This is a genomic window from Paenibacillus sp. A14 (assembly GCF_036864815.1).
GTDB lineage: Bacteria > Bacillota > Bacilli > Paenibacillales > Paenibacillaceae > Fontibacillus > Fontibacillus sanfengchensis.
In genome coordinates this window covers 187,981-214,965 of sequence record NZ_JBAGJD010000008.1, presented here as the reverse complement: position 1 = coordinate 214,965, position 26,985 = coordinate 187,981, and the positions used below count along the sequence as shown (strand labels likewise).

The 26,985-nt window shown below is 55.6% G+C and carries 21 protein-coding genes; 3 read left to right on the top strand and 18 right to left on the bottom strand.

Annotation, left to right across the window (positions count from 1 at the left end; translation table 11 throughout):
- Positions 1 to 17: 17 nt before the first annotated feature.
- From V4U88_RS20460 to V4U88_RS20420, 9 genes are all read right to left on the bottom strand, one after another.
- Positions 18 to 719 carry an iron-dependent peroxidase gene (locus V4U88_RS20460; protein WP_334075099.1) on the bottom strand — a complete coding sequence of 234 codons (702 nt, stop codon included), beginning with the start codon at positions 717 to 719 and terminating at the stop codon, positions 18 to 20.
- Positions 710 to 2,005 (bottom strand): normocyte-binding protein, encoded by a 1,296-nt coding sequence (locus V4U88_RS20455; RefSeq protein ID WP_334075098.1) that lies wholly within the window; start codon positions 2,003 to 2,005, stop codon positions 710 to 712. The genes V4U88_RS20460 and V4U88_RS20455 overlap by 10 nt, the downstream gene beginning before the upstream one ends.
- On the bottom strand, positions 2,002 to 4,002 hold the full coding sequence (locus tag V4U88_RS20450) for a serine/threonine protein phosphatase (RefSeq protein WP_334075097.1): 2,001 nt from the start codon (positions 4,000 to 4,002) through the stop codon (positions 2,002 to 2,004). The genes V4U88_RS20455 and V4U88_RS20450 overlap by 4 nt, the downstream gene beginning before the upstream one ends.
- 773 nt (positions 4,003 to 4,775) lie before the next feature.
- Positions 4,776 to 5,678, bottom strand: coding sequence for a PP2C family protein-serine/threonine phosphatase (locus V4U88_RS20445; protein ID WP_334077971.1), 903 nt, complete (start codon positions 5,676 to 5,678; stop codon positions 4,776 to 4,778).
- A 15-nt stretch (positions 5,679 to 5,693) separates the two neighbouring features.
- Entirely contained in the window at positions 5,694 to 6,212 is a 519-nt protein-coding gene (locus V4U88_RS20440; RefSeq protein ID WP_148456642.1) for an FHA domain-containing protein, read from the bottom strand.
- 49 nt (positions 6,213 to 6,261) lie between these two features.
- Positions 6,262 to 6,834, bottom strand: a complete 573-nt coding sequence (locus V4U88_RS20435) for an FHA domain-containing protein (RefSeq protein WP_334075095.1) — start codon at positions 6,832 to 6,834, stop codon at positions 6,262 to 6,264.
- A 27-nt stretch (positions 6,835 to 6,861) separates the two neighbouring features.
- Positions 6,862 to 7,413 (bottom strand): J domain-containing protein, encoded by a 552-nt coding sequence (locus V4U88_RS20430; protein WP_334075094.1) that lies wholly within the window; start codon positions 7,411 to 7,413, stop codon positions 6,862 to 6,864.
- Between the two features lie 54 nt (positions 7,414 to 7,467).
- Complete coding sequence (locus V4U88_RS20425; protein WP_334075093.1) at positions 7,468 to 7,899, bottom strand: membrane-associated protease 1; 432 nt, start codon at positions 7,897 to 7,899, stop codon at positions 7,468 to 7,470.
- A gap of 127 nt (positions 7,900 to 8,026) precedes the next feature.
- Positions 8,027 to 10,195: a transcriptional regulator gene (locus V4U88_RS20420; protein WP_334075092.1), complete on the bottom strand. Its 2,169-nt coding sequence runs from the start codon at positions 10,193 to 10,195 to the stop codon at positions 8,027 to 8,029.
- Between the two features lie 405 nt (positions 10,196 to 10,600).
- Between V4U88_RS20420 and V4U88_RS20415 the strand changes: the two genes are divergently transcribed.
- Positions 10,601 to 12,709, top strand: coding sequence for a vWA domain-containing protein (locus tag V4U88_RS20415; RefSeq protein WP_416367285.1), 2,109 nt, complete (start codon positions 10,601 to 10,603; stop codon positions 12,707 to 12,709).
- On the opposite strand, the gene V4U88_RS20410 is transcribed toward V4U88_RS20415, so the two are convergent.
- From V4U88_RS20410 to V4U88_RS20370, 9 genes are all read right to left on the bottom strand, one after another.
- Positions 12,672 to 13,652, bottom strand: a complete 981-nt coding sequence (locus V4U88_RS20410) for a serine/threonine-protein kinase (protein ID WP_334075090.1) — start codon at positions 13,650 to 13,652, stop codon at positions 12,672 to 12,674. The genes V4U88_RS20415 and V4U88_RS20410 overlap by 38 nt on opposite strands.
- Before the next feature lie 27 nt (positions 13,653 to 13,679).
- The gene (locus V4U88_RS20405; RefSeq protein ID WP_334075089.1) at positions 13,680 to 14,924 is read right to left on the bottom strand and encodes a GGDEF domain-containing protein; all 1,245 of its coding nucleotides are present in this window, start codon (positions 14,922 to 14,924) and stop codon (positions 13,680 to 13,682) included.
- A 614-nt stretch (positions 14,925 to 15,538) separates the two neighbouring features.
- The gene (locus V4U88_RS20400) at positions 15,539 to 16,219 is read right to left on the bottom strand and encodes a DUF1266 domain-containing protein (RefSeq protein WP_334075088.1); all 681 of its coding nucleotides are present in this window, start codon (positions 16,217 to 16,219) and stop codon (positions 15,539 to 15,541) included.
- Positions 16,220 to 16,240: 21 nt separating this feature from the next.
- The gene (locus V4U88_RS20395) at positions 16,241 to 17,578 is read right to left on the bottom strand and encodes a tetratricopeptide repeat protein (protein ID WP_334075087.1); all 1,338 of its coding nucleotides are present in this window, start codon (positions 17,576 to 17,578) and stop codon (positions 16,241 to 16,243) included.
- Positions 17,575 to 17,883 carry a hypothetical protein gene (locus V4U88_RS20390; protein WP_334075086.1) on the bottom strand — a complete coding sequence of 103 codons (309 nt, stop codon included), beginning with the start codon at positions 17,881 to 17,883 and terminating at the stop codon, positions 17,575 to 17,577. The genes V4U88_RS20395 and V4U88_RS20390 overlap by 4 nt, the downstream gene beginning before the upstream one ends.
- 68 nt (positions 17,884 to 17,951) lie before the next feature.
- Positions 17,952 to 18,305: a hypothetical protein gene (locus V4U88_RS20385; RefSeq protein ID WP_334075085.1), complete on the bottom strand. Its 354-nt coding sequence runs from the start codon at positions 18,303 to 18,305 to the stop codon at positions 17,952 to 17,954.
- Positions 18,306 to 18,841: 536 nt separating this feature from the next.
- On the bottom strand, positions 18,842 to 19,531 hold the full coding sequence (locus V4U88_RS20380) for a hypothetical protein (protein ID WP_334075084.1): 690 nt from the start codon (positions 19,529 to 19,531) through the stop codon (positions 18,842 to 18,844).
- A 459-nt stretch (positions 19,532 to 19,990) separates the two neighbouring features.
- Positions 19,991 to 21,148 carry an SEC-C metal-binding domain-containing protein gene (locus V4U88_RS20375; RefSeq protein WP_334075083.1) on the bottom strand — a complete coding sequence of 386 codons (1,158 nt, stop codon included), beginning with the start codon at positions 21,146 to 21,148 and terminating at the stop codon, positions 19,991 to 19,993.
- 24 nt (positions 21,149 to 21,172) lie between these two features.
- Entirely contained in the window at positions 21,173 to 23,128 is a 1,956-nt protein-coding gene (locus V4U88_RS20370; RefSeq protein ID WP_334075082.1) for a translation factor GTPase family protein, read from the bottom strand.
- Between the two features lie 251 nt (positions 23,129 to 23,379).
- Here V4U88_RS20370 and V4U88_RS20365 point away from each other — a divergent pair, with 251 nt between their 5' ends.
- Both V4U88_RS20365 and V4U88_RS20360 read left to right on the top strand, forming a co-directional pair.
- A complete protein-coding gene (locus tag V4U88_RS20365; protein ID WP_334075081.1) occupies positions 23,380 to 25,155 on the top strand; it encodes an ABC transporter ATP-binding protein in 1,776 nt (591 codons plus the stop codon).
- A complete protein-coding gene (locus tag V4U88_RS20360; RefSeq protein ID WP_334075080.1) occupies positions 25,142 to 26,917 on the top strand; it encodes an ABC transporter ATP-binding protein in 1,776 nt (591 codons plus the stop codon). Before V4U88_RS20365 ends, V4U88_RS20360 begins: the two co-directional genes overlap by 14 nt.
- Positions 26,918 to 26,985 lie beyond the last annotated feature (68 nt).

Sequence of the window (26,985 nt, the reverse complement as noted above, 5' to 3'; positions counted from 1 at the left end):
CCTTCAAATTCAAACGCTCAATACAACGCGATCCGGTCCAGAACCATCGTGTCCTCGGCGCCGATAATGCCGACATGGCAATCCCAATACACCTCGGTGCGGTACCTTACCGGCAAAAACAGCTCCATCAGCAGCTCCAGCTTGCGGAGTCCCGTCTCCGTGCGGCGCTGGCCGATATAGAACAGCATTTCGTCCTTCTCTTCACTGTTGACATAAATCGTCGACCGCCGAAAAATCCGGCTCACCGTACTCCGCAGCAGATGCAGCGTCTCCCCCGTGTCGTACATCCGCAACAGCGCGGCGGCGATCACTTCCTTCTCCTCCCGGTCGAACAAGCCAATCCGCTCTCTAACCCGTTCCCCGAACGCCCCGGCTTCCAGGTCCCGCAGAACGAAGCGGATGTAAAACTCCCGTTTGTTCATCCCCTGCATCAGATCCAGCTCGGCCAAAAAATGCATCACAATATCGAACAAGGTCAGCCTGAGTTCCTCATCCTCGGTCAGGTTGATATCCAGCAAATCGCCGAACACCGCCGGAAACCGGTAGTGGGGATTCACCTCCACCTCCACGTCAAGCTGGCCGGCCGTGGCGTTGAGCGCCTCCAGGCTCAGCTCCATGTAAGGCGAGTACACTTTGGCCGGAAGGAAGCGAATCCCCTTCTTGTCCATCCCGACTTCCTGCGCGCGAACGAGCAAATCCCAAATGTAATTCAAGCCCATTCTCCTTCACAGCGGTATTCGGGAAAAGACATCTGCACCTGGGAGACGAGGAAGCTCATAACGTCTTCGGCCAGATAATCGTGCCCCCGGCCAATATTCCGTTTAGCGAACCCGAGGCACATCCGCCACTTGCCGTTATCCACCCGGACTTCGTCGGTCATAAACCGGTTCAGCTCATAAGTGGGCGGGTTCGCCGCGCCCGGCGGGCGGATTTCCACATGCGTCAGCTCCAACCAATCGGATACGTCAAAAGCGTGAATCATCCGCACGATTTCGCCCTTGGAGCGGACAATCTGCCCCTGCTTCCGCCCGTAGCTGCCTATAAAATCCGGGCGCTGGCGGTTGGACATCAGCGGATAGGCGGGCTTGACGAGCCCCGTAATCCCCGAGCCGACCGGTTCCACCAACTTGAGCACCTGCCAGGCGTCCGACTTCTCCAGCGGGGACACCACGACCAGTTCCTCGGGCGCGCGCTTGACGTACCGGATGCTGTCGTCGTTCACATCGACGAGATAGCCGTGCTGGGTTCCGGTTTTGCGCAGCGGCAGCACATGCTCGTAATTGACCCGATCCGCCGCCGGCACGGGGAACCCGCCCGTTTTCAGCTCCAGCCGTTGGATATTCCATAACGGGACCAAGTCCGTTCTTTTGTAAGCCTCGTATTCCTCGAGGTGCACGGAAATCTCCAGCACTTCTTCGTCCTCGGCCAACTGCCCGTCCACCCGGGTCAACACCGCATCGACAAATTTGTAGGCGTAAGGGTGGTTTACCGTTTTCCAGGGCAGGCCATTGTTTAAAAAGATGTGGTACAGCTGCTCGATCTCGCGGATATAATCCGTGTTGCGCTCCAACCGGACCTGGATGGCGTAGGTTCCGCGGTCCGTCCGCAGCTCCCCCGGGAAGCTTCTTCCGCTCTGCAGCAGCTGCTGGATCAGCGGGTAGCCGCATTCCAGAAACAGCGAAAAAAGCCGCGCCTCCGCGCCCCCGCTCAACGCCGCAACCACGTCTTTCAAATCGATGCGGCGCGGCTCGGTGTCCTGCGGCAGCACGGGAAACAGGTATTCGTGCAGCGGGTCCCACTCTTCCCTCCGGCACATGGACACATAGACGTCGTGCTTGCTCTCGTGGTCCTCCACCTCTTCAAACACCCGGCGTTCCAGTTGCCGGTTCAGCTCCTCCTGGTATTCCACGAGATTCAGGAACACGCTGTTCATCAGACTGCGCAGCACCCGGCGCTGCTGCAAATCCTCCATTTTGTTCAGCCGGTCCAAAACGATGTCCTTCATGAAGCGTTCCCTCCTTCTTTCGGCCCGGCGGACGACCCGGCGGACGCATCTTTGCCGTTGTCCGCCGCAGGCGGAGCAGCCTCTCCTGTGCCGCTGCCGGTGCCGGTGCCACTGCCGGCACCACTGCTATTGCCGGCGCCGGAGCCACTGCCACTGCCGGTACCACTGTTGCCGGACGGCGGCTTCGCGTCCTCCGCCGTGCCCGTTCCCGCGGCCGGGGTCTCGCCCGGCTTCGCGCTCTGATCCGCGCCCGCCTTCGCGCCCGAAGCCGCCGACTTCGCCGGCTCGGCGGTCGGCTTCGCCGCGGGTGCCGCGCTGCCGGAAGCCCCGGCGGCGTTACCGGCCGGGCTTCCCCCGGTAGCGGCCTCATCTCCGGCCCCGCTCCCGCCCGTAGCCGCGCCAGTCCCGCCGGTCGCGCCAGCGGCCGAATCCCCGCCCGCGCCACCGCCCGCCGGCACGACCGGATGCAGCTTCTCATCGGCCTTGGCGATTTTGCGTTCCATGGCCAGCACCCGTTCCAGCTTGTCGATTTCCTGGTAGATCTCCTGCGCCAGCGTGTATGCCTCGATCGCCCCGGCATAATCCATCGCGGCCAGGCTGCGGTCGCCTTTTTTCTCCAAATTGTCCGCCTTCAACGTCTTCGTCTCCGCATACAGCTGGTCGATCTTCTCCTGGGCTGCCTTGATCTTGTCCTCCGCCTGCTTTTGCCCCTCGGCGTAGCCCGCGTCGACCGCCGCCGCTTTGGCCTTGTTGTAGGTTTTGAGCGCGTTGTTGTAGTCCTGGCCCTGCAACTTCTTGTCGCCCTCCTGAAAAATCACCGCCAGCTCCGCGATCATCCCGCTGCGCGCAATGCGCTCGCGGATGTGCTCCTCCTTGAACACCTTGTACTTCCCGGCATCCTTCAGCGCTTTCTCATAGCTCTCGACCGCCATGTCGTAGCTGCCGTCTTTCACGTAGCCGTCGCCGTCCGTGACCGCCTGCGCCACCTTCTGCTTGTTCCGCAGCAGTTGAAAATGCAGCTTGTCCTTCAGCCGACTGGCCGCGTTTTTCGCTTCGCTGTATGCCTTCAACGCCTTCGGATAGTCGCCGGCGGCCGCGTATTCGTCGCCGTCCTGCTCGAACTCCGTCATCTGCACCACGGCTTCCGCCAGCTTCGCAGCCTGTCGGGCTTTGGCGTACCAGATCCCGCCGCCCGCGATCGCAAGGGACAAGAGAAGCATCGCGATCCGCAGCGCCCATTTCTTGTAGTTTTTCGGCTTCTCGACGAACGCCTTGTTCACATAAACGGCGGCGCCCGTGTAATTGTCCACCGTTTTCTCCTGCCTGCTCAACACAACCTCTTCCAGCGTATCGGTCAGGGTCTCGGGATCGCTCGACGCCGTCAAAGCGTCCAGCATTTCCGGAATCTCGACCTGCTTCCAAAGCCCCGGCGTGCAGAGCAGCAGCACATCCCCGTCGGACAGCGGCGTCTTCTTCGAAACGAACGGCTCGAAGCGGTCGGGCTTGCCCATATAATTCAGCAGATTGCCGCGTTCCTCATGCCGGACCGCCCCCGCCTGGGACAGCTTGCCGCTGTCGGTCAGCAGCTCCGTCAAGCTCTGGTCCTTGGAGCGCAAATTCAGCCGGCCCCCGCGAAAATGATACATCCGCGCGTTCCCGCAGGACGCCCACACCATCCGCGTGTAATCCGTGACGATGACCAGCACGCTGGCCTTCAGCCGGACGCGCCGGCTCTCGAATTTCAGCCACTCATGGGCCGCCTCCAGATCGTTCCGAATTTTTCGCCGGGACAGCGACGGCTTTTCCATAAAGCTCTCCAGAATGGCCCGGACAACCATCTCCGCGCTGCTGGCCTCCCGGTCCTGGTCCAGACCGTCCGCGATCACGTAGCAAGCCATGTCGTCGAGCTCCACGAAAGCAAAATAGTCCCTGTTGTCGATGTAAGAACCCGCCTCGGAGACAAAAGCGGTTTTAAAGTCGCTGTTCTCCTTTCTCATGCCTTCCTCCGTTTCCCGTCCTGGTTGCCGGCCCATTCCTCTTCAAAACCTAACAACCTCGATACTTATATTCGCCCTTAAAAGAGCTGCGTGATGTCCATCCGCCACCCCGGCTAGCGGTATTTGAGGGGCGCTCCCCTAATTGAGGGGCCCTGAAAATGTGGATAAGGGCCTTTTCGAATACTACTGAGCTTTAAATTCGGGCCATCTCCTAATCTCGAGCCCCGGTGAAAGGCTAAGTTCCTTTTATGCCGTTATGGCTCCCCGTGAGCCGTAGTACCTCCCAAGAGGCCGCTAAGTCCGCGAATAAGCTCAGCCACTCTCCACGTTAACGCTAACGGACGTATTAGCCGCTATTTCGCGCATTTCCGCCTTTTGGAAATTCTAACGGAAGCCACAGCGCCTATTTTGCTTATTTGCCGCACAAATGGCCTCGTTTTGCCAATTTAGCCGCTGCTACGTCCGTTAGAATTCCGTTTGGCTCTTTCATCACGAAATAGCGGCTATGGCTTCCGTTAGCGCGAACCGCGGTCGTTTGCCCAACGGACCGCAGTCGTTACTGCGGTCATCCCCGGATCGTCACGTTAACGCGGACTATAGTCGTTTACGCAGCGGATCGCGCCTTATCGTCCTTTGGAACTCCATATGCATACGCCCCGGACTCTCCGGCCAAGTCCCGCGCTAGGGCCAGCGCCGACCCGGACTCTGTCCGGTGCAGTCCGGCCCAATCCGACGCCGTCCGGGCGCAGCCCGTCACGCCCGTCAAGCCCAAGTCACCGGGCTTGCTCCAGAATAATCACCGTCGCGTTGTCCTGGTGCTTGTAGCCTTTGCGTTCCACGCTGGCGATGATTTCTTCCGCTGTCTCCTCCGGCGGCATCCGCTGCAGCAAAATCTGCTCCAGCTCCACCTCCGTCAGCGCGTCGCATACCCCGTCACTGCACAGAATCACGATGTCGTCCGCTTCCAGCGGCACCGGCTCGCCGATCTCCATGCTTTTGAATCCCCCGTAGCCCAAATAATTGGTCAAGTGGCTGCGCATCGGGTTCGCCTTCGCTTCTTCCCGCGTGATCTCGCCGGCCAGCACCCGGGCTTCGAGCACTTTTTCCAGCGTATGCTTGGAATTGACGGGAATGAATTCCCCGTCCCGAAACAGCAGCAGCAAGCTGTCGCCGACGGCGCCCCAGTGCAAGTAGCCCTCACAAATCACGGCGGCGACCAGGGTCGTTCCCCCGATCGCTCCGCCAAGCTGCTCCAGGATCGCCCGGTTGCTTAGCGAAGCCGCCTTGTGAAAAAAGCCGGGAATCTCGTCACGGGCCGTGACCTTCAAATATTCCCGGCTGAACATCGTCACGGCCAGGGTGCTGGACATGCGCCCGTGGGCCACGCCGCTGATCCCGTCGGCGATGACGGCCATCGTCCCGACCCGGGTGATCGAGCTGGCGAAATAATCGTCCTGCTCCTGGCGCCTGCCGATCGTCTGGGCGTTGCCGATGGCGATCTTGCCGCTCACCGGCTCCCATTCCGTCGCCTCGGCAGCCACCGCTTCACCTGGCCGGGCCCGCGGCGCAGCGGCAGCAACGCCGGCTACCTTTTGCCGAATCAAAACCAGCAACCCAACCAGCGCCAACGCGGCCGCCAGCACGCCGTAGGACTGCCAAATATTCAAATCTCCCATCCCCATCATTCCGATCTATCCGTTATCCCACTCAAAATGCGGTCCGCACAGCGGAACGAACACAAACTTGCTTCGTCCCAGCTGGATCAAATCGTAGGCGTTCAGCTCCACCGGCGTGTATACCGCCTCATTGTTGTGGTAAGCCAGGCCGGAAGCGTCCCCCGGCAGCAAATAAAAATTCCGCTTCTTCGGGTCGTACACGATCACCGCGTGGTTGCGCCGGGACACCGCGTTATCCCCGATGATCCGGATCTGCATTTCCTCCGCGCGGCCGATAAAGTTTTTTTCCGCCATAATGCGGTAATCCTGGCCCATCTGCGGACCTTCCACGCAGACCAGCCAGCCGGTCACCGGCTGAATGCCGGTCGTCTCCCCGAGATAGGGCATCGTCTTGTCATCCGTCTCCGCGGCCGCCGGCGGCCGGCGCGTCTCGCCGCGCGAAGGCTGCTCCAGCACCGTATTGCAGTAAGGACACGTGTTGCCGTGCTTTCTCGTACTGAACATGTGTCCGTTCAGGCATCTCGTCAAACTCATCTTTAGACTCATTCCTCCGTATGTATTCGTGCTTTGGCTTTGGGCCGGATTATTTGACTAGCAGCCGCGTGTTCGCGATAAACACCATATCTCCCGTGCCGATTTCCTGCGGTTCCTCGGCGACGAGCCGCCGGGTTTCACTGCTGCCCGCCTTGCGAAGCCCCGTCCCGCTGTGGGATTCCGTGTCTTCGATATACCACCGGTCCCCGACGCGGTTTAAAACGGCATGCTCCGGACTGACCAGCGAAGCGTATTCGCAGTCCGACAAATCTATATCAACCTCGCCGCGGTGACCATTTTTGCCGATCAGGACTGAGGTTTCCCCTTTGACGAACCATTCCTTGACGCGTTCTCCGTCATCGTCGAGCAGCACGATCTTGGCGACCGCCTCCGCCCCCTCCCGAATCTCGCGTTTCCGGGGACCTCCCGTCCAGACGAGCACACTGGCCATGATGGCCGACACCGCGACGGTGGCCATTTGCAGCTTGTAATGTAAAGGGCGGAGAAGGGCATAAGTGACCATACCGGCCAAAATCCCGTAAATTAAAACATTCAGGAAGACAATCCATCCGGATCTCTTCGATTCCACATCCGCTACCTCCGTAATCCGTAATTCCGTCATCCGTAAACATTCCGTCCGTTGTGCCGGTTATTTTTTTCGATATCCAAAAAATTGATTAAACATCGCGGTCGTATCCAGCGGGTTCTTCCCCGCCTCCTCCGCCTTGGCCTCTTGGCCGTTGTCGCCATGTTCATGGCTCTGCGAAACCTTTGCAAAAAATTGCTCAAACTGCTGTCTGATGCGCACCGGATCAAAGCCGTCGATCCCGGCCCCGCTTGCGCCCATACCGGCCGTTCGGCCTGATGCTGCCGGGCCCGTTCCCGGTCCCCCGGCCTTGCCTCGCTCCCCGCCGCGTCCTGTCTTCGCGGAGGCCAGCTTCCGGTCATAGTCCGCGCGCAGCGATTCGTCGTTCAGCGTTTCATAAGCTTCCACAATCTGTTTGAACCGCGCCTCCGCCTCCGGGTTGTCCCGGTTGACATCGGGATGGTACCGCTTGGCCAGCTTGCGGTAAGCCTGCCGGATCTCGGTGGTCCCGGCATCACGGGCAACGCCCAGCTGCGCATAGTAATCGGTCATACGCGTTTCCCCGCTTTCCCCTAAGGTGGTCCTTGCCGGGTGGCAAGGTACAGTAAATCTCAAGGGGAAGCCCCCTTGAGATTTACCGACTATCTCTAATATCAGTTCATGCCAAAATTACTTGCCGGCGTCGTACCCGCCGTTGAGCTTGGCCAGCTCGGTTTTGTCTTTCTTTTGCTTCACGTAAAGCTCGAATTGCCCAACCCCTTCGGTGTCGCCAAACGTTTCTTTGTAGTCGACCACGAAGGCGTTCGGGAAGTGGATTTCGCGAACCACTTGGTCGGCGGCGATCACTTCCAGCGTCAGCTTGCGGTAGCAGTCCGCCTTTTCGGCCGGAACCAAGGACCATTGCGCCAGTTTCAGCGTATCGTCCGCTTTGTCGCCGTCGGTGGCGGTGATGATCTTGCCGATGATTTTCAGCGTGGAGCCCACGTCCGTGGATCTAGCGTTGGAATCGTCCGGCGTGTCGGTGTCGTAAACCACTCTTTGAATGTTGTCCAAGCCCAATTCGATCGTTTCTGCGCCTTCCACTTTCAGTTTAAATCCCATAAGTACTTTTCCTCCTTAAAAATAAATGGTGCTCGGCCGAAGCCTGGCGGCTTCAGGGCCGAAATTTATGTAACAAGACGAGCCGGATGGCCGCGTCTTCCACATACAACAATGAGTCGGTTTAAACTTAAACCTTGACGGCACTTGTGCCCTTGGTGATCATGACCTCGAGATTCTTCACGTTTCCGTTGTAGATCAGGTCGATGTGGCACAGATTGTTCTTCTCGTCGATAACGTAGTTGATATCGTCACCGTCCTGGATGATCGAGTTGATAAAGCCCCGTTTCGACAGCCACATGCTCTTCTGGCTGCTCGGGTTGTTGCTGAAAAATTTGACGATATTCTCATGCTTGAAGTCGGCGGTCTGGAACCGCAGGATGCGCTCGATATATGTACTGACCAGCGTCTTGTAAATGGAATCGAAGCCGTCCTCGGACTGGGCCAGGCTGCGCGCCTTGTAGACGGTGATGCGCCGGATGTCCTTGCCCTGCAATTGGGCGTTTTCCGAGGAGAAAATAAAGCCGAAGTTCTTCCGGTTGATCGAATCCTTGATCGTATTCGTAAACCCGGTGATTTCCTTCGCCATGGTGGTCACGGCACGCAGGCTGTTCTCGCCGGCTTCGATGTCGAAGCGTACGCCCGGGAAATCCTTGCTCGTATTTTTGAACGATTCCTTGAGATATTCCGGACACTGGTAGGCCGAGACGATGCCGGCGGCGACGTAGGAAGCGCCCACGTACACACCTTCGATCCACAGCTTGAGGATGTCTTCCTTCTCGCGGGAAAGCTGGGCCCCGTTTTCCGTTTGAACCATGCGGCTGTCGATGACCACACCGGATTTCTCTTTCGGAATGACCGTAAAGTTCGGAACGCACGGAATCGCGTATTCGCTGTATTCCTTCCGGATGAGCGGCGCGCATTTGTCGATGTACTTGTCGATGCCGGCCGTCGCCATGTTGTTGAACGTCGTCTCTTCCCCGGTTTCGAAGCTGAAGAAGATCTGCACTTTGAACTCCTTGACGACCTGCATCAGCATGGACAGCGATTCCATCGTGTTGCCGTCCTGCTTGGCAATCTTCTCGTTCCCCTTGAACCGCTCCCGGGTCACCTTCACCTTGCCGGCGGTTTCCAGTTCCACCGACGGAACGATGCCGAACCAGATCGTATCCGAGAAATCGTTCTTGGCGTTGACCGTGTTCAGGTAGGTTTCCAGCCGCGGAATGTTCGCGCTCTTCACCAACATTTCCAGCTTCGCGTTGGTCACGAGCAGCGATGGAGCCATCCCTTTGTTTTTGACCGCGTATTGGTCGAAGAACATTTTGACGCCGAGGATTTTTTCCACCAGCGGTTTGACCGTCTTCACGAAATCGTCCTTCGCGGTTTTGTAGAACTCCAGGTAAGTGTTGTAGTTCTGAACCTCCTGCTCGACGTTCACTTCGCCGGCTACGGCGGGCAACGGGCTAAAGGTACGTACAACGAGATCTTTTACGTAACCGGACGGCGCCTCCGTAATGGAGTTGTAATCCTCTTCGAAGACGAGCGCCAAATCGCTCGATCCGTTCTCGTCCAGCAGCACCAGTTCCGTGCTTTCGCTCTTTGGAGCTTCGATGATTTTCAGTTCGCCGCTCTCGCCGATCGTCAGCATCCCGATCTGTACGGCTTCCGCGTCGTTTTCCTCGTTCGAGCCGCCCAGCAAGAGCCGCGTCTTGATATCCTCAATCGCCAGCGGCAGCATCGCCATGACGTTGTTGTAATTGGCGCTGGCCTCCTCGAACATGGCGTTCAGCTTGTCGCCCATATCGAGTTTTTTCGGATCCTCTTCGTCCAGCTTTTCGTATTGTCCGTACAGGTAATGAATTTCCTTCCGGACCTGGCGGATATCGTCCATCACTTTTTTCGGGGAAATCATGTCGAGCAGGTGCTCGAATTTGAAATCCACGTTCGTCATCCCCTGGCTGCGCTTGGTGTCGATCAGCGTAAACAGCATTTTCAGGAAATCGTTGTTCTGATCAATCCGGATTTCCGAGATCGCGTCCTCGGCGATGCCCTCCGGCTTCTTCAAGGTGTAAACCACCTTTTGGTTGGCCGCGTTAAAAAACGAGTATACCGTCGGCGAGAACTTGTTCAAGAACTCGTCGAAGCTGCGGACCAGCAAATGTCCGTTGATCTCCTTGATTTTGTCGTCGCTCAGACTGTCGATGCCTTTGACATCGCCCACGATCGTGATCAGGTCGAGCTTCTCGGGATTGATCTCTTCGAACAGCATCGTTCGATTCGTCTGATTAATAATGTCCACCGTGTTTTTCCTCCTCCCGTTTCCGAAGCGTCTTCGGCCTGACGGCTCGCTCCAAACCTTTCCCTGCCGAACGCTTGAATACTGATGTTTTTCGACGGCAGTCGACCGCCTTAGTGTTTCAGACCCAACCGGTTTGCGAATGGTTCGCACTACCCGGGTCTTGAGGGTAAATATAAATGGCGTCCCGCCAAATTGTCAATATCTTGAATCTCTGTGCCTCACAGGGACTTATAGCCTATACAAAAAAGAATTTGAGGGAGTTTTATCCAATAGAAGTCCTAATTTTTGGAACTGTATACAAAATCAATTGTCTGCTACCGATATATCCTTAGATATACATAATCCGATAGTCACTTTCGCTCCAAACGACATATTCTAGTACATAAGGCGGGTATGAAGATGAGGATGGAAATGAAGCAAAAATTCGCGCCGGCAGGAAAATTGATTTTTAGGACTATTATCCTATTTTTAATTTTTTCGTTATTTGTTCCGATTTTTGTCACTTTCCCACAGGTTTCTGCTAATGATTTACAAAAAAATCCGGGGGATGCGTTCGATGCGGTATTCGTGCTCGACACCAGCTATTCCATGAACCATGCCGACCCGAATAAAACGGCGAACGAAGTGATCCATATGTTTATGGATATGAGCGAGGCCAGCCGGACACGGATCGGATTTGTCGCCTATAACCACCATATCGTGGCGTCTTCGCCGCTGACTCCGATTTCCGTCACGGCCAACCGCACGAAGCTGAAACAGGCGATGGCCGGACTGCGAAGAACCGGGTACACGGATTTGGGGCTGGGTCTGGTAAAGGGCGGCAATCTCTTGTCGTCCGGAAAGAGCGGCGCGGAGAAGGGGGAAGCGCGAATCCCGTTTATGATATTGCTGTCGGACGGGGAGACCGATTTCGGCCCCGTTTCGCCGACCAACCGGACGGTTGCCGATTCGACGAAAGACGTGGAGACCGCGATCAAAAAAGCGCAGAAGGAAGGCTACCCCATCTATACGATCGGCCTGAACCATGACGGGACCGTGAACCCGGATGAACTGGAGCGGATCGCGAACGAAACCGGAGGAGCCTCTTATATCACCAGCAGCGCCGACGATTTGCCGGAGATTTTCAACCGGATTTTCGCCGCGCAAATGAGATCCGTGCTGATGCCGGTCGCCGGCGTGACCGCCACCGGGAAGCTTCAGGAGGTGCCGGTGGACATCCCGAATTCCAGCATGGGCGAGGCCAATATCATCCTGCTGTCCGAGCATCCGCTGCAGGAGACGCAGCTGTTCTACAACTCCGAAAATATCCGGATGTTCAAATCGGGGACCTATACCTTAGTCAAAATCAAGGAGCCGGGAAAGGGAACCGCCAAGGTGAAATTCAGGGGAACGACCGGGGATTTGGTCAAAATCAGCCTGCTCGGAAGCTATGCGCTGGAAACCGAGGCTCGGCTGACCGGGGACTCCGTCATCAAGGGCAAGCCGGCCGGGGTGGAGGCCTATCTGACCGCCGCCGGACCGGGCAAACCGCTGGAGGATCTGGAGGTTTATGCGGGAATGACCGCGAAGCTGGTCGTACTGGACAAAAAGACGAACGAGGAAACCAGCGTGGATATGCGGCTGCAAGGCGGGCGGTATACCGCCGACTATACGTTCCCGAAATCCGGCGATTACGCGTGGAGCGTGAAGCTGAACGGCCCGAGCTTTTACCGGAACAGCCCCATCGTGCCGGTGAAGGTGGCCAATCTGGCACCGGCGGTCACGGGCAAGCTTGAACGGGGGTTAATCAAGGAGGACGGGGTGTCCGTATTGCCGATGAAGGAGTTGTTTACGGACGCAAACGGAGATTCGTTAGTGTATGAAATCAAGAGCCCGGCCGGAGAAGGTGGGAGCGTGTCGGCCGAGCTGGCGGACGGGCAGCTGCGTATCTCCCCACTGCGGACCGGCCAGGGCACCGTTACGCTGGTTGCGACCGACCCGGAAGGCGGGACGGCCACCGCGGTGCTGAAACTTTCCGTGAAATCCAAATATACCGTGGTGTTCTGGTCCATCGCCGGGGGGCTGGTCCTGGCCGCCGCCGGGTTCCTGCTGTACCTGTGGCTTCGTCCCAAGCCGGCTTTTACCGGGAAGCTGGAGGGTTACTTCCTGGCTACGGCCAGCGGCAGCGAGGTTCCGGTGAAGTCGTGGCCGCTGACCTCCTTTACGGGGCGAAGCGTCAGTCTGGGCGAGCTGTTCCGCAGCCTGGACGTCAACGAGCCGCTGCCGGAAGCCGAGCAGATCATGTTTAAGCCGGCCAAAGGCGGCAAGCTGTTCGTCAAGAACACCACGCGCTGCTCCCTGGTGCGCAACCGCACGCCGCTGCCGAAGAATAAACAAGAAATCCTCGAATATAATGACAAATTGTACATTACGTTCGAGGATGGCATTACGGAAATTGAGCTTCGATATAAGCCGATCAAGCCGAATACGAATATTTTTATCCGGACCGACGCCTCCGCAGGGAAGACCGGCTAGCGTAATACTCCAGTCGGATCGCCCGCTTCAGTCCTTTCAACGAGGATGCGCGGCGTTCGGGCGGGACGGTCAGGGCGCGGCGCACGGCCCGGGCCAGAAACGGCCAGGAGCGCCGGAGCCCGGCGCCGAGCGGCTCCAGGCTGTCGTCGAACAGCCGCTGCCGGACATCGCGCGGCGCTTCGCCCCGGCAGCAGTAGTACAGCACGGCCGCCATGCCGTACACGTCGCTCATCGGCCCCTGCCGGGAGTGCTCCGAGTACAGCTCCAGCGGCGAATACCCGGCCGTGGTGAGGATCGGATGCCCGCTCGTCTCATAGCGGACGGCCGAACCGAAATCGAGCAGCTTGGCGCGGCCCTGCTCATCGATGATAATGTTGCCCGGCTTCAAGTCCCGGTGAATCACGCCGCGGCGGTGGAGATGCTCCAGCGTTCCGATCAGCGGCAGGATGCTCCGGTACAGGAAGCCGGGCTCCGCCATGTCCGGGTGCCCGCCGATCACCCGGTCGAGCGTCAGGCCCGGGCAGTACTCCATCACGAGGTACGCCGTGCCGTTCTGCTCGAACCGGTCCAGACACCGGACGACGCCGGGATGCTCGCAGGCCTGAAGCAGGCTGCCTTCCTGCAGGAAGGCCTCCCTTAGCGGCTCGTATTTTTCCGCCGGAGTCCCGGTCCGCCGGTGCACCGATTTGCCGTCCCGGCCCCGGCGCACCAGCGCCCGCGGAAAAAACTCCTTGATCACGCACTTCACCCCCAACTGCTCATGGCGTGCCGCGTAAACGATCGCCAGCTCGCTGCTGGAGAGGACGCTGCGAATCCGGTAGGTTGTTCCCGCGTCCGCATCCCCCGCATCCCCGCCGCTCAATCGCATATTGCGCCCAAGCGCTTCGCCGCCCGCCGATTCGATTGCCCCGATTGATCCGATTGACTCGATTCTCACGCTCACGTTGCTCCCCCTGCTTCTGTAGTTTGCTTATTTACTGACGCAGTTTCTGCCCTTTTTCTTGGCCCGATACAAGGCCGTATCCGCGGATTTCATCACGGTGTCCGGCGTTTTATGTTTGTCGCTCTTTTGGGAAACCCCGATGCTGATCGTTATGTAAATTTGTTTTTGCTTCGCCTTGCCGGTGCCGCGGCCCCGCGCTTTCCGCCCGGACTTGCTTTTGCCTCTGCCGCTTCGGCGCAGTGTAAAGGCCCTTTTCGACACCTTCTCCCGTAATTCCTCCAGATGGGGCACAACCTCGCTGCTATTTTTTCCGGGAAAAAGAATCGTAAATTCCTCACCCCCGTACCGGTATGCCTTCCCGCCGCCCGTCACGTCCTTGATCGTGGAAGCGACCAGCTTGAGCACCTCGTCTCCCGTGTCATGGCCGTAGGTGTCGTTAAATTTCTTGAAGTGGTCGATGTCCAGCATCGCGATCGCGTAATTCATCCCGAGCTTCATCATATCCTGCTTGAGTGCCCGCCGGGAAGGCAGGCCGGTCAGCTCGTCCGAAAACGCCATCGAATAGGAATCTTGAATAATCGATATGATCAGGATGATGCCGGAGACCGCAAAAGCTACCGCATAAAGCACCCGATCGCCGCCGGATTTGTGCAGGGCGTAGAACAGGGCGCACAGTAGCGCGATAAATGAAATATCCTGCGAAGAGCGGTGCGACACCTGCCGGATGACGAGAATCACCAGCGCCGCCAGAAACAACAGCAGCGAGGCTTGCGAAAGGGGCGTTAATGCGCCTGACTTTACCGCCGGGACCCAGTCTTTGCCGAGCGTGTGCAGCAGTTCTTGTTGCCCGGGGTCCAGCAGCCAGTAGGCGAGGGCAACCTGAGCGGCGATCGCCGCGATGCGCAGCAAGCCCCATAAGCTTAAAATCCCCCGCTCCCGGAAAAAAGAGAACAGCGCGATGTTAAACGGCAGCAGCAGCCCCAGCAGCAGGTGAATATCGTTTCTTTGCGCCGCCAAGCCCCTCGTGATTCCGGCAAGATCGGTATACGCCGCCAGCCCCAGGGCCAGCACCGACAGAATGAAAAATTCCCGGCTGCGGTTGAACTTCCAGGAAATGACGCCCCCGATCAGGAAGATGACGTAAGGGGCCAGCTTCACCATATCGAGCTGCGCCGGGGATAAGACGGTTGTCTTGATGTAGAACAGATAAGCCAATGCCAAAATTGCAAAAGGAAGCACAAGCTTAAACGTCGTTTTCATGATTGTCTTCAAAAGATAAGCTCCTCCATGCGAGGTTATGTACACTATTATTATCGGCCGGAGAGGGAACTCGGCTTAGTGTTCGGTTCCCTCTTTCATAAACTTTACGATGGCTTCAACCGTTTGGCGCTGCTACTCCTTTTGGAAAATCTTCGCCTTCCCGTCCCCCTTCTGCTCCCCGTAATTCCGGCTGGTACTAACGCCTGAGAGGAGTCTAACGGCTGTGGCAGCCGCTATTTAACGAAAAGTAGCCCTTTCGAAATTCTAACGGTCGTGAGCGCCGTTATTCTCCTGGATTCTCGCCTTAACAGCCTGTTAATGCGAAAATAAGCGCCGTGGCGACCGTTAGAATGGGAAATCGGCGTTTTCAGGACAAATAACGGCTGTGGCAACCGTTAGCGTTAATTTTCGTCTTTCTTGCAAGGCTGCTCATGCGACGGCGGTTAGGGAAATGAGACACTCACGCCGGATCCAACTCGCCACACCGAGGCGACAAGTTTCAAAATAAGCAGCACCCTGCCAGGTTTGATGCAACTTCAGTGCGCAAAAGCCCTTTATTGACCAGCCCGCTGCCCGCTTCATAAAGAAGGAACTGGCCGCGGCCGAATTACGCCATCCTCGTCAATCTACTCGGGCAGAAGCTCCTCCTTCCAGCTCAGTTTGCGATACAGCAGTGTTCCTTCCGCCAGCAGATCGTACATCGCCGTAATCCTCAAATACTTGGTAATCCCGGGTTTGACATCAAAATAATGGCTCCCGCACAAATAGGCGCAGTAAAACTCCTCCCAGCCCTTATACTTGTTCTGCAGCAGGGTTGCGGCTTCCAGCTTGATTTCCCAAGCTTCCTCCTTGGTCAAAAACCCTTTGGAAACGCCCACTCGGCTAAGCATAACAGCCCAGGCTCCGCCATAAGCACTTACATCGCCGGAAGGCAGCTGATGCAGACATTTATTCACGACGTCCCATTGGGCATGCTCCTTCTCGCCCTGCTCCTCCAGGATCGTCTCAAGATACCGGCTGCGCGCGTCAGCCGTGAGGGCCGTGAGATACCCGTGTCGGCCGAGATATTCCTCCCGTCCCCCGTCATCCAGCAGCCAGCGGATTTGCCGCTTCAGACTTTCGGCATCCTTGATGCTCCATATTTTGAGGGCATCGCGAATGACGCTCTTGCGAACCATCCGTTCCATGAGACCAAACTCGTAAGCCACGTAGTAGTTTTGCAGCGTCCCTTTCAAGCAGCTTGCCGTGAGACAGCGAAAATACAATTCCAGCCGTTTCCGCTGCCGCTTGCTGTATTGATTCGGCATCGGTGAATCCTCTCTTCTTTATTATGTAAAAGACAATCTGGCGGTTCTCCAGGTTTTCCAACCGCATCCTCCCAAAATGACCGGCAGCGCCCAGAGTGATACCGGCGGCAGGTCGAATACAAAATACGCCAGCGCAAACAGAAACAAATACAACCAGCTTAAACGGAACATGATCAGAACGTAAGTCCAGCGGCGGGCTTTTTGCGCCATCTTTTTCAGCTCGGCATAATTAGGATTAGACTCCTGGGAGTAGAGACGGGGATTCCGAAGCATGATCAGCATCACATTGTACCGGAAGTGATAGAATCCTTCCCATGTCGGTCGGGCCTCTGTGTACTCTTCCCAGATGCTCTGAACTTGCCCCAGCTCCAATTTTGCCTTGGCGGACAAAGCGAGGAGGTCCTGATCCGGGGTGTAGTATTCCCGGGCCAGCTCACATTGCTGGAGTACGTCCTCATACCGCCCTTCCGCAAACAACCCTTGGGCGTACAACTGTCGGGCTTCCCGATCCTGGGGACTCAGGTCAAGAGTTCCCTGCAAGCTGGCCATCGCTTCGGACTTCCGTCCCGTCCTGAGGTAAAGTTTTGCCCGCATCAATTGCAAGTCCGGATCCTCCCGGAATATCCCGGCCGCCTCGGTCAATGCCGCTTCGGCCTCCACCAGGTCGTCCTCTCTCATGGCCGACTGAGCTTCCTGCCTGAGCTCCAGGTAATGCTCAATATCGAAATCCAAAGCTTTTCCCGCAAAACATTCGTATCCCAATTCGGCGGTTCCCCGGATTTGCTCCAAGATATAGTCAACTACCTCATCATCGTAAGATTCATATAATGCTTCCTTGGACTCCAGCGGCCGAAAGGAGTCGTCCAGAATCGTCCATACTTCCCGCGGCATATACCGATGCCTCTCCAAAAAATGCACCAGCCCGTTCACCCGCACGTCCTGATACGCCATATTCCACATAAAATCATCCGCCATGAGCGCAATCCACGCCTCGGGATCTATCCGGCGGGGGAAGTCGTCGTAAAGGTGCTTCATCTTTTCAAAAAATACCTGCACCGGATGCGGCTTCGTCCCAACGGGTACTCGAAAGTCCTCCTCCGCTTCAAAAACCGTCTGACGCATGACCGCTATTTCTTCATATGTAGGTTCGTTCCATTCCCCCGCTTCCCGCTCGTCATCGGCTCCGACCCGCTCCAGATCGCCGGCCCGCTTCATCGCCCATTCAAAAGCTTCGCGAAGCTGCTGGTACCCTTGCGGATCCTCTTCCGGATGATGGAGCTTCAATTGCCTGGCGTACGTTTTTTTAATGAGGGCTTTATCGGCCGTTGCCTCAATCCCCAATATCGACCAGTAACTCATTGTCCGGTTATTCCACCTCTCCTCGCTTGAATTTCAAAACATGATTTCATAATAAAAAACTCCCGGCAGCAAATGCGGGAGCTATGTTCATTATAACATAGGAGGCCGTCATACTCATCCAGACCGAAGGGTTTAATCACTTTACACTTTTGGGCTAATGATTTAAATACATCATAACTACAAGTAGATAGTTCACCTAACATTGCGAATTCTGCTTCATCTTGTTGCAGATACTCTACATTATTAGCATCATATACTCTATCTAATTGTTCACCATTAGCTGATTCCAATATAATTTTAAACATGCTATCCCTTCTCAAGTGATGAATCATCCGACGCTAGGCCCACACTATAAATGACACTCTGGTGAGTACTACTCATCTTGAAAACCAATAACGATCCACTCATCGACAACATCCCAAAAGTTTACATTATAATGTGGCTGATCATTTGAAAACCATTCGTAAAAATCCCGAATCGACTGTGGAATTTTACCCCAATTACTTTGTAGTTCGATGTTAGCGTTTTTAATGGATTCTAAAGGATTTCTTCCCTCGTAATAAATAATCTCACCATTTTGTGATTTAACAGAGTATAGAATTGAATATCGGTCATCGAAGTATAACAAATCGATTTCATAAAGGTTTTCCGTTAAATAGGATATTGTGTTTCTTAGTGCAATCGGGGAACAAGTTTTCCATACTCTCTCCTGGAAAAATGTACTCATTACCGCGTTGTTTCCTATGCTCACGAATAAAATTCCTGCAAATCTGCATGTTTTTTTCTTGTACGGAACAAGAATTTCAAAATGCCTGCAATTCTGCAGGAATTTTCGACGAAATCGGCTCATTTCTCTAAAATCGCTAGAAATACCTGCAGATTTGAATCTTTTTTCGCATCCCCTCGGGAATCGGTATAAATACCTGCAGATTTGCATCTTTTTGGAGTTGGAAGTGCGCTAGGTCCCTGATTGCCGTGGGCTAATACAAATTGGATTTCTATGGGCGTGAGACTCAGTACTAGTACTGGCGTATTTATCGATAATCTCACTCCAAAAACTATTGGCTCGCTAGTTCCCAGTATAACGACCCCCTTCCGGATATGAAGGTCCGGTCTGTGGGAGGGGAGATTCCGGAATTTCCTCAGGATTTCCTCTACATCTTGGACCTCGCCGATGACGTACGACTCGGGATTGCTCCGGCTAACTCCAAAATGCGATCCGGTTTACTATAATTCCAATTCGGCAGCGATCGTCCTATTGTCCTATTTTCCCAGATCTTCATCTTCCCAATATATCCCTAACTCCTCAAACGAAGTCCGGCTCTCTCTCCTGCCCTCGGGACTTTCTGCTCCAATCGTTTCGATTTCGCTTTTGGACAAAATGAGGGTCGCGTCAGGGTTGCTAATTTTCCTCTTATATATCGACTTTAGCAAGTTTACTTGTTCTGCGGACATCTCATAATACTCCCGCCAGGATTCGATTGCATCATCGTATTCCATGAACTGACGATCCAGGAAATATCCACCGTATTGCACGATTCTGACGATGTTATCCACTGAAGTCATGGTATCGTTGTCCCCCCAAAAGGCAGTAGTTATGGATGGTGAGATCGTGCCGTCTTCATTTTCATCGAGAAGGTATTCTAAAGTTTCATTTTTGGCCAGCTCAAGAACTTCCCTTGGTGCACCCGAAAAAAAATCCAATGCTGTAGGGATGTCGGTTCGAGTTTCATGCTCAGTTCGAAAAGCAGCGACAAAGCAGTGTTCATTGAAAGTAATCGTTCCTCTTCCTCCCGAATCGTCGACAACACTGTAGTTATCGCCATCCCATGAATGCTCGTATGAAAATTCGGGATAATGGGCAACCATGATGGCATGTGCAATGGACGCAAGTATGCAACCGTCCCATAACTTTTTTTTATTTAATTGACTGTTTAATGTTACTGGCTTCATGTTTTCTCCTTTTCGGTCTAGCGATGTTTTGGGGCTTGGCTTGAAGCCTGCCCACATATTTACGATTGTTCCAATTTAGCATCAGTTGGCCCATGTGCTCTCTTATGTCCCCGTAGGCAAATGCTGGCATTCGGATGGCGGGCAAGAATGCTGCTCTCACTCTCTCGCCCGAACTCTAACGGAAATGAGAGCCGCTATTTGGGTGATACTGGCTTTTCCAGTATTATAACGGAAATAATGGCGCCTAATCACCACTTTTTCTACAGAAAACAGGCCGTTCCTCCAAAATAGCGGCTGCTGCGTCCGTTAGAAATCCAAACTGCCCTCGACGTGCAAAATAGCAGCTATTGCGTCCGCTAGTAGATATCCGCGCAAGCAAAAAAGGCTCCACACCCCGGCATTTCTCATGCACTCTGGTGTGAAGCCTCCCCGCTGCTTATTGCCCTCCGACATCATCGGCTATTGGCCGCAGCACTTCTTATATTTCTTCCCGCTGCCGCATGGACAAGGATCATTACGCCCGACCTTGACCACGCGAATCGGAGTTTTGCTCGTTCTGCCCATCACGGTCGGTATAGTAGTTGGCTTCCCCGTGCCCAGCTCGGCCGGCGTGTGTCCACAGTTGGACCACAGTCTCGTGTGGTTGCTGACATCCACCAAAAGCTGAGCAACCTGCCGTACCTGCACCTCATCATCGAACACCAGCTCCCGGCGGTCAAATTCATAGATCATCTGCTGCATCGGAGCTTCCATGGAACAAGCCAACTGGATGTCGTCCACCAGGTAGTGGGCCATTTCTTCGTCCAGTCCCATGTTGCCGACTACGAAATCCTTCAAGGCTTTCAACTGCGGCGTCATTTCGAAGTAGCCGTCATCGGCGTAACGAAGCAGCTCCGCTTGGTCCGGAACATAATACGGTTTACCCTGAATCCGTTCCAGCAGAGATTCCAGTTCCCCTTCTTCTCCGCTGTGCGCCAGGCCCGCATCGACCAGCCAACCGTCCTGCAGGATAAATTCCCGCTCTCTTTGGAGGATATGCTCCAAATGAGTCTGGAACTCTTCCAGGGTGAGCTCGTCCGCATTTTGATCATTGAAAATTTCCACCAGCTTCTCCGGCTGGAAGGCCCCGTACAAGTGGGTCATGGCCAGCAAATATTGATAGACCCGGGCTCGTCTGTCGCGGGCGTCCCGGAACTCCGCCGTATTGAGCCGGGCATAGGCGGCCCGCACTTCCTCCGGAATCACCAAATGCAGCTCCCCTTCGTGGAAGTAGGTGAATAACAGGCCCCGATCCAGCAAAAAGGCATAGTATCCATAAGGCACGTAATTGTCCTGTTTAGACTTGTGGTCCACCGCCGACGCAAAAAGCTCCCATTCCTCGGCATCCAGAAGGAGCAGCGTCGATTCCAGCCGGTCTATATCCACCAGCGCTTCATGAACCGCCTGGATCAGCTCGTTCTGCTTCATTTTGGATCTGCCGGGAATACTGTACGTTCTGGCCAGCGCGGCCAGCCGGGTCTTTGTGAGCCCGCCCAAAATATCGGACAAGGACGTCTGCATTTCACCCACGATCGCATGCCGGATATTGTTCTCTTCCATCACTTGATTGAAATCCATCTGCTTAAAAACTCCTTTTCATCATTATAAAGCGTGCATTTTGGCTTCCGCCTCATCCCAAGCCACCGTATAGCCCTGTCCCTTGGCGCAAAAAATGGAAGAGGACGTATACTCCGGGTCCGCATCCTTATCGTAGCCGATCCGCTCGATAACCTCCCGCTCAGCATGGCAGCGGTCGTATCCCGCGAACGTCAGACTTAACTTCCCTTTTCCTTGGGTAAAAGAGGCCAATTGGCTGCCGTAGTCCATAAACGTCGCCACCGGCACCGTGCCCGTCAATACCGTCTGTTCTCCCTCCGTAACCGGTGCCTCGAACCGTCCGCTTGCCTGACCGATATCGGAAATCACCCGTCCGATCTGATCCGTTTCCACTTTGATTTTAAAGTGGTAATACGGCTCGAGAAGGACGTTATCCGCTTTTTCCAGCCCCTGGCGCAAAGCCCTGTACGCGGCTTCCCGAAAATCGCCGCCCGACGTATGCTTATTGTGAGCCCTGCCGGTGAGCAGGGTGATTCTCACATCCGTCAGCGGCGAGCCCGTCAGCAACCCGTGGTGATCCCGCTCAAAAAGATGGTGGCGAATCAGATTCTGGTTGCCCACGGATAAATCGTCGGCATGGCAGGCGTTCTCGAAGGCGATTCCCGAATTGCGCTCGCCGGGCTGCAGCCGCAAATGAACTTCGGCGTAATGCCCCAACGGTTCAAAGTGGCCGTGCCCGTCGACCTCGCTGTCGATCGTTTCCTTATATAAAATCTCCGGCTGGTCAAAGGCGACCTTCAAATGAAACCGCTCAAGAACAAGCTGTTCCAATACTTCGAGCTGAATCCGTCCCATAACATGAATATGAATCTGCTGGAGCGTTTCCTCCCAGACCACATTCAAGGAAGGATCCTCGGCATTCAGCAGGTTGAAATAGGCCAGTGCTTCCTTGACATGAATCCCCGGTTCAAAGATCACCTTGGATTTTAACGCGGGCACTGTTTCATACGCTGCCTTTTCCCGCAAAGCGCCGGCGCCATCCCCAACCTGGGTCCGGCTCAGGCCGGTCACGGCAAACAACTCGCCCGCCTCGACCCGATCGACCGTCTTATACTCGCTTCCGTTGTACCTCCGGATTTGGGTGACTTTTTCGCTGACCGGGTTCTGCGCGTCCCCGTATTCCAGGATGTCCCTTACTTTTAACGTCCCGTTCAACGCTTTGATGAAGGTAACCCGCGTCCCTTGCTCGTCATGGCGAATCCGGTAGACACGCCCGGCAAAAGGACCCTCGCCGTCGTAGTCTGTCACCGTTAACAGCTCCAGCTTGCGGAGGAATCCCTCAATCCCGGTACCCTGGAGCGCGGAACCATACGCGTAGGGGAAGATCTTGCGCTCTTTGACCAGAGAACGCATGACCTCAAGCCATCGCTGCGGATCATAGCCGTTCTCCAAGTAAGACTCCAGCAAGGCTTCGTCCCGCTCGGCGATAAAATCAACCAGTTCACCGCTCATCCCGCCGTCATCCGTCAGGCGGTCCGTCATGTCACAGAGCTCCGCCCCGAATTCCGTCCGAAGCTCCTCGGCCACACGAGCCACATCGGCGCCCACCCGATCCGTTTTATTGATGAAAAAGAAGCAGGGGACCCGGTGCCTGTTCAGCAGTTCCCATACGGTTTCCGTCTGCCCCTCGAGGCCTTCCACGGCGCTGACCAGAATAATCGCATAGTCCATCGCCTGGATCGCCCGCTCCGTCTCGGGGGAGAAATCCATATGCCCCGGCGTATCGATCAGGTAATAGGAGGAATCTCCATAGACAAAGCGGCCCTGATCGGCAAACACCGTAATTCCCCGCTGCCGCTCGATCTGATGGCTGTCCAGAAACGCATCCCGATGATCGACCCGACCGCGGCTTTTGATACTCTTCGTATAATAGAGCAGCTGTTCCGAGAAGGTCGTCTTCCCGGCATCCACATGCGCCAATATCCCAATGGTCTTGTTCATGGTTGCCTCCGGAAATAAACTGTCGTCTCATATTATAACACAGGACGCAAATGCTTGATTTTTTCAATTTCTACTATATAAAAAGCAACTCGTAACCAGCTGGCCGCAATGTTAATTCTGTACAAAATCACAGTAAAAAACGACAAGTTTATCCTTGGGCAATTGTGCTATAATCACGTTGATTCGCTAAACCGATAAATTTGTAAGGCGTTTCAACAACCGTGTGAAAACACACAGAAACAGGTGATTAAATGTTCGAGCTGAAGTGGCTGTGGCAGAACCTGGAGGGAGACCGAACGCGGTATATTCTGGCTCTCTTCCTCTCGGTCGTGGGGTCGTCGCTTACGATCGTGAATCCGTACATCAGCCAGCGCATCGTGGACACGTTCATTTCCGGTGACCACGCGATGCAGAATCTGACGCAGGAGCGCGGGCTTCTGATTATGCTTTGTCTGGGCATGATCGGCTTCTCTCTGCTGCGCACAGGTCTAGCCTATTTGACGACGATGCAGTACGAGTATGCCTCGCAAAATATGCTGTACCGCATCCGCATTTTTTTGTACAACAAAATTCAGGGTCAGGATATGGAGTATTACGATCGCAACCGTACCGGCGATCTCATGACCAAGATGACAGGCGATCTGGACATGGTGCGCCACTCGATGGCGTGGATTATCAAAACGATCATCGAATCGCTGACGATCTTCATCGCGGCCGTCGTTTACTTTTTCTCCATCGATGTGGAATTGACTCTTTGGCTGCTGATTCTTTCGCCGCCGATTTTTATTGTAGCCTATATATTCGCCAAGCGCGTTCGTCCCATGTATGTGGACCTGCGCGAACGGCTCTCCCAGCTGAACACGACCACGCAGGAGAACATCGCCGGCAACCGGGTGGTCAAAGCCTTTGCCCGCGAGGATTACGAGGTGGAGAAGTTCACAGAGAAGAATGTGAACTATGCCAAGGCGAACAAAGCCGCCGCCCTCGTCTGGCTGGATTACTTTCCCTACCTGGAGTCATTTGCGCAAGCATTTAACGTCATCCTTATGTTCGTCGGCGGTCTGTTTGTCATGAACGGCCGGATCACTTTCGGCGAGTTTGCGGCCTTTTCATCCCTGATTTGGGCCGTATCCAACCCGATGCGCAACATCGGGATTATCATCAACGATATTCAGCGGTTCTTCGCCAGCTTAAGCAAAATCGTGGACGTCTATTATGCCCGGCCGCACATCGTCAACGAGCACAACGCTATCGATAAACGGCGTTATGATGGCCGCATCGAGTTTGACCACGTCAACTTTAAATACGATAACGTGAAGGTTCTGGATGATGTAAGCTTTACAGTTGAACCCGGTGAAACCGTTGCCATCATGGGCTCGACGGGATCGGGCAAAACGACGCTCGTCAACCTCATCCCGCGTTTCTACGACGTCTCCGAAGGCCGCGTGCTGGTCGACGGCGTTGACGTGCGCAAGCTGGAGCTCGACGAGCTTCGCGGGAATATCGGCGTGGCGACGCAGGACGTCCTCCTGTTCTCCGACACGATCGACGGAAACATCGCCTTTGGCGATCCCGATCTCCCGGAAGAGGATACGGTGAAATATGCCCGCCTGGCCGCGGCGCATGATTTTATCACCAGAATGCCCGAAGGGTACGACACGATCGTCGGGGAGCGCGGCGTCGGCCTGTCGGGCGGGCAAAAGCAGCGCATCGCGCTGGCCCGCGCCATGGCGGTGCGCCGGCCGATCCTCATCCTGGATGACACGACCTCCGCGGTCGATCTCGAAACCGAGGAACATATCCAGCAAAGCCTGCGCGAACTGGACCACCCCTGCACGAAGATCATCATCGCACAGCGCGTGTCCACCACCGCGCAGGCCGACCGCATCCTGATCCTGGATGGCGGCCGCCTGATTGAGGAAGGCACCCACGCCGAACTGCTGGCGAAGCGGGGCTACTATTACGACGTATTTATGCTGCAGAATGAAGGCATCGGAAGGCAGGTGAGCGTTCATGGCAAGGAATAAATTCGATATCGACGAGAACCTGGAATCCCCTTTTGACATCAAGCACTTCCGTCGGGCCATGGTCTATATCAAGCGGCAGAAGAAGCCCATGATCATCGCGTTCGTGCTCAGCGCCCTGTCCGCGGCGATCGCGCTGTCGGCGCCGCTCATCCTGCAGCATGTCGTCGACGTGACAATTCCCGAAAAGGCGGTCGGTGCCTTGTTCGGCTGGTCGGCGCTGATGCTGGTGACGATCGTCGTCAGCGTCATCCTGGCGACGATCCGCTCGCGGATTATGACCCGCGTCGGGCAGGACATTATTTTTGAAATCCGTAGCGATCTGTTCAAGCATTTGCAGCAGCTTCCGTTCAAATATTACGATGACCGTCCGCAGGGCAAAATTCTCATTCGGGTCGTCAACTATGTCAACTCGGTCTCGGACGTGTTGTCCAACGGGATCATCAACTTTATTCTGGAAATGCTGAACCTGATTTTTATTGCGGCGTTTATGTTTGCCGTCGATGTCCGGCTCTCGCTCATAACGCTGGCGGGGCTGCCCGTCTTCCTCGGCATCATGCTGATGATCAAAACCCGGCAGCGCCGGGCGTGGCAGGCGGTTTCCAACAAGAACTCCAACCTGAACGCGTATTTGCAGGAAAGCATCAGCGGGATCGGCGTGACGCAGATCTTTTCCCGGGAGAAGCGCAATGAAGGCATCTTCACCCGGCTCGCCGCCAACTTCCGCAAAGAATGGATGCGGGCGCTACGCTTCAACGCCCTGATTCCTTTTTCGGTCGACAATCTGGCCACCATCGTGTCGGCGTTGATCTTCCTGATCGGTCTGCTCGCACTGGGTCCCGGGGGGGCGACTTTCGGCGTCATCCTGGCCATGAGCAGCTACGCGGCGCGCTTCTGGCAGCCGATTCTAAGCCTGTCGAACCTGTACAACAGCTTCATCAACGCGGTCGCCTACCTGGAGCGGATCTTTGAAACGTTGGATGAGCCGGTCACTGTCAGCGATGTGCCGGACGCGAAGGAACTTCCGCCGGTGCAGGGCCGCGTCAAATTCGACAACGTCACCTTTGCCTACGATCCGGGGCACAACATCCTGGAGAATCTCTCCTTCGACGTCCGGGCGGGCGAGAGCATCGCCCTGGTCGGTCCGACCGGGGCGGGGAAGACGACGGTTGTCAACCTGATCTCCCGGTTCTACAATCTGACCGGCGGGCAAATTCTCGTCGACGGCCACGATATCTCGCAGGTGACGCTGAAATCGCTGCGCAGCCAGATGGGCATCATGCTGCAGGACAGCTTTATTTTTTCCGGCACGATTATGGACAATATCCGCTACGGCCGGCTCGATGCCACCGAGGAGGAAGTGATCGCCGCCGCGAAGACGGTCTGCGCCGACGAGTTCATCCGCGAGTTTGAGCAAGGCTATCAGACGGAAGTCAACGAGCGCGGCTCCAAACTGTCCCAGGGACAGCGGCAGCTGATCTCGTTTGCCCGGACGCTGCTGGCCGACCCGCGTATCCTCATCCTGGACGAAGCCACCTCGTCGATCGACGCGAAGACCGAGCGTCTGCTTCAGCAGGGCTTGAACGAGCTGCTGAAAGGGCGCACTTCGTTCATCATCGCGCACCGGCTGTCCACCGTGAAAAACTGCGACCGCATCATGTACGTGTCGGACAAGGGCATCGCGGAAAGCGGTTCGCACGACGAGCTGATCGCCCGTCGCGGCCTCTACCACCGCCTGTACACGGCGCAGAAGATGGAAGCGTAAAGCCACACGCAAACAGCAAAAAGGCTGCCGATTCATTCAGGTTCGCGTGAACCTGTTATGAATCGGCA

Bases quoted from the DNA above. Each gene is read 5' to 3' on its own strand.
- V4U88_RS20390 (WP_334075086.1), bottom strand. From the start codon at position 17,883: ATGTTTAAAATTATATTGGAATCAGCTAATGGTGAACAATTAGATAGA.
- V4U88_RS20360 (WP_334075080.1), top strand. From the start codon at position 25,142: ATGGCAAGGAATAAATTCGATATCGACGAGAACCTGGAATCCCCTTTT.
- V4U88_RS20380 (WP_334075084.1), bottom strand. From the start codon at position 19,531: ATGAAGCCAGTAACATTAAACAGTCAATTAAATAAAAAAAAGTTATGG.
- V4U88_RS20460 (WP_334075099.1), bottom strand. From the start codon at position 719: ATGGGCTTGAATTACATTTGGGATTTGCTCGTTCGCGCGCAGGAAGTC.
- V4U88_RS20455 (WP_334075098.1), bottom strand. From the start codon at position 2,005: ATGAAGGACATCGTTTTGGACCGGCTGAACAAAATGGAGGATTTGCAG.
- V4U88_RS20450 (WP_334075097.1), bottom strand. From the start codon at position 4,002: ATGAGAAAGGAGAACAGCGACTTTAAAACCGCTTTTGTCTCCGAGGCG.
- V4U88_RS20440 (WP_148456642.1), bottom strand. From the start codon at position 6,212: ATGAGTTTGACGAGATGCCTGAACGGACACATGTTCAGTACGAGAAAG.
- V4U88_RS20395 (WP_334075087.1), bottom strand. From the start codon at position 17,578: ATGAGTTACTGGTCGATATTGGGGATTGAGGCAACGGCCGATAAAGCC.
- V4U88_RS20400 (WP_334075088.1), bottom strand. From the start codon at position 16,219: ATGCCGAATCAATACAGCAAGCGGCAGCGGAAACGGCTGGAATTGTAT.
- V4U88_RS20365 (WP_334075081.1), top strand. From the start codon at position 23,380: ATGTTCGAGCTGAAGTGGCTGTGGCAGAACCTGGAGGGAGACCGAACG.
- V4U88_RS20425 (WP_334075093.1), bottom strand. From the start codon at position 7,899: ATGGGATTTAAACTGAAAGTGGAAGGCGCAGAAACGATCGAATTGGGC.
- V4U88_RS20385 (WP_334075085.1), bottom strand. From the start codon at position 18,305: ATGAGTACATTTTTCCAGGAGAGAGTATGGAAAACTTGTTCCCCGATT.
- V4U88_RS20435 (WP_334075095.1), bottom strand. From the start codon at position 6,834: ATGACGGAATTACGGATTACGGAGGTAGCGGATGTGGAATCGAAGAGA.
- V4U88_RS20445 (WP_334077971.1), bottom strand. From the start codon at position 5,678: ATGGGAGATTTGAATATTTGGCAGTCCTACGGCGTGCTGGCGGCCGCG.
- V4U88_RS20375 (WP_334075083.1), bottom strand. From the start codon at position 21,148: ATGGATTTCAATCAAGTGATGGAAGAGAACAATATCCGGCATGCGATC.
- V4U88_RS20370 (WP_334075082.1), bottom strand. From the start codon at position 23,128: ATGAACAAGACCATTGGGATATTGGCGCATGTGGATGCCGGGAAGACG.
- V4U88_RS20415 (WP_416367285.1), top strand. From the start codon at position 10,601: ATGGAAATGAAGCAAAAATTCGCGCCGGCAGGAAAATTGATTTTTAGG.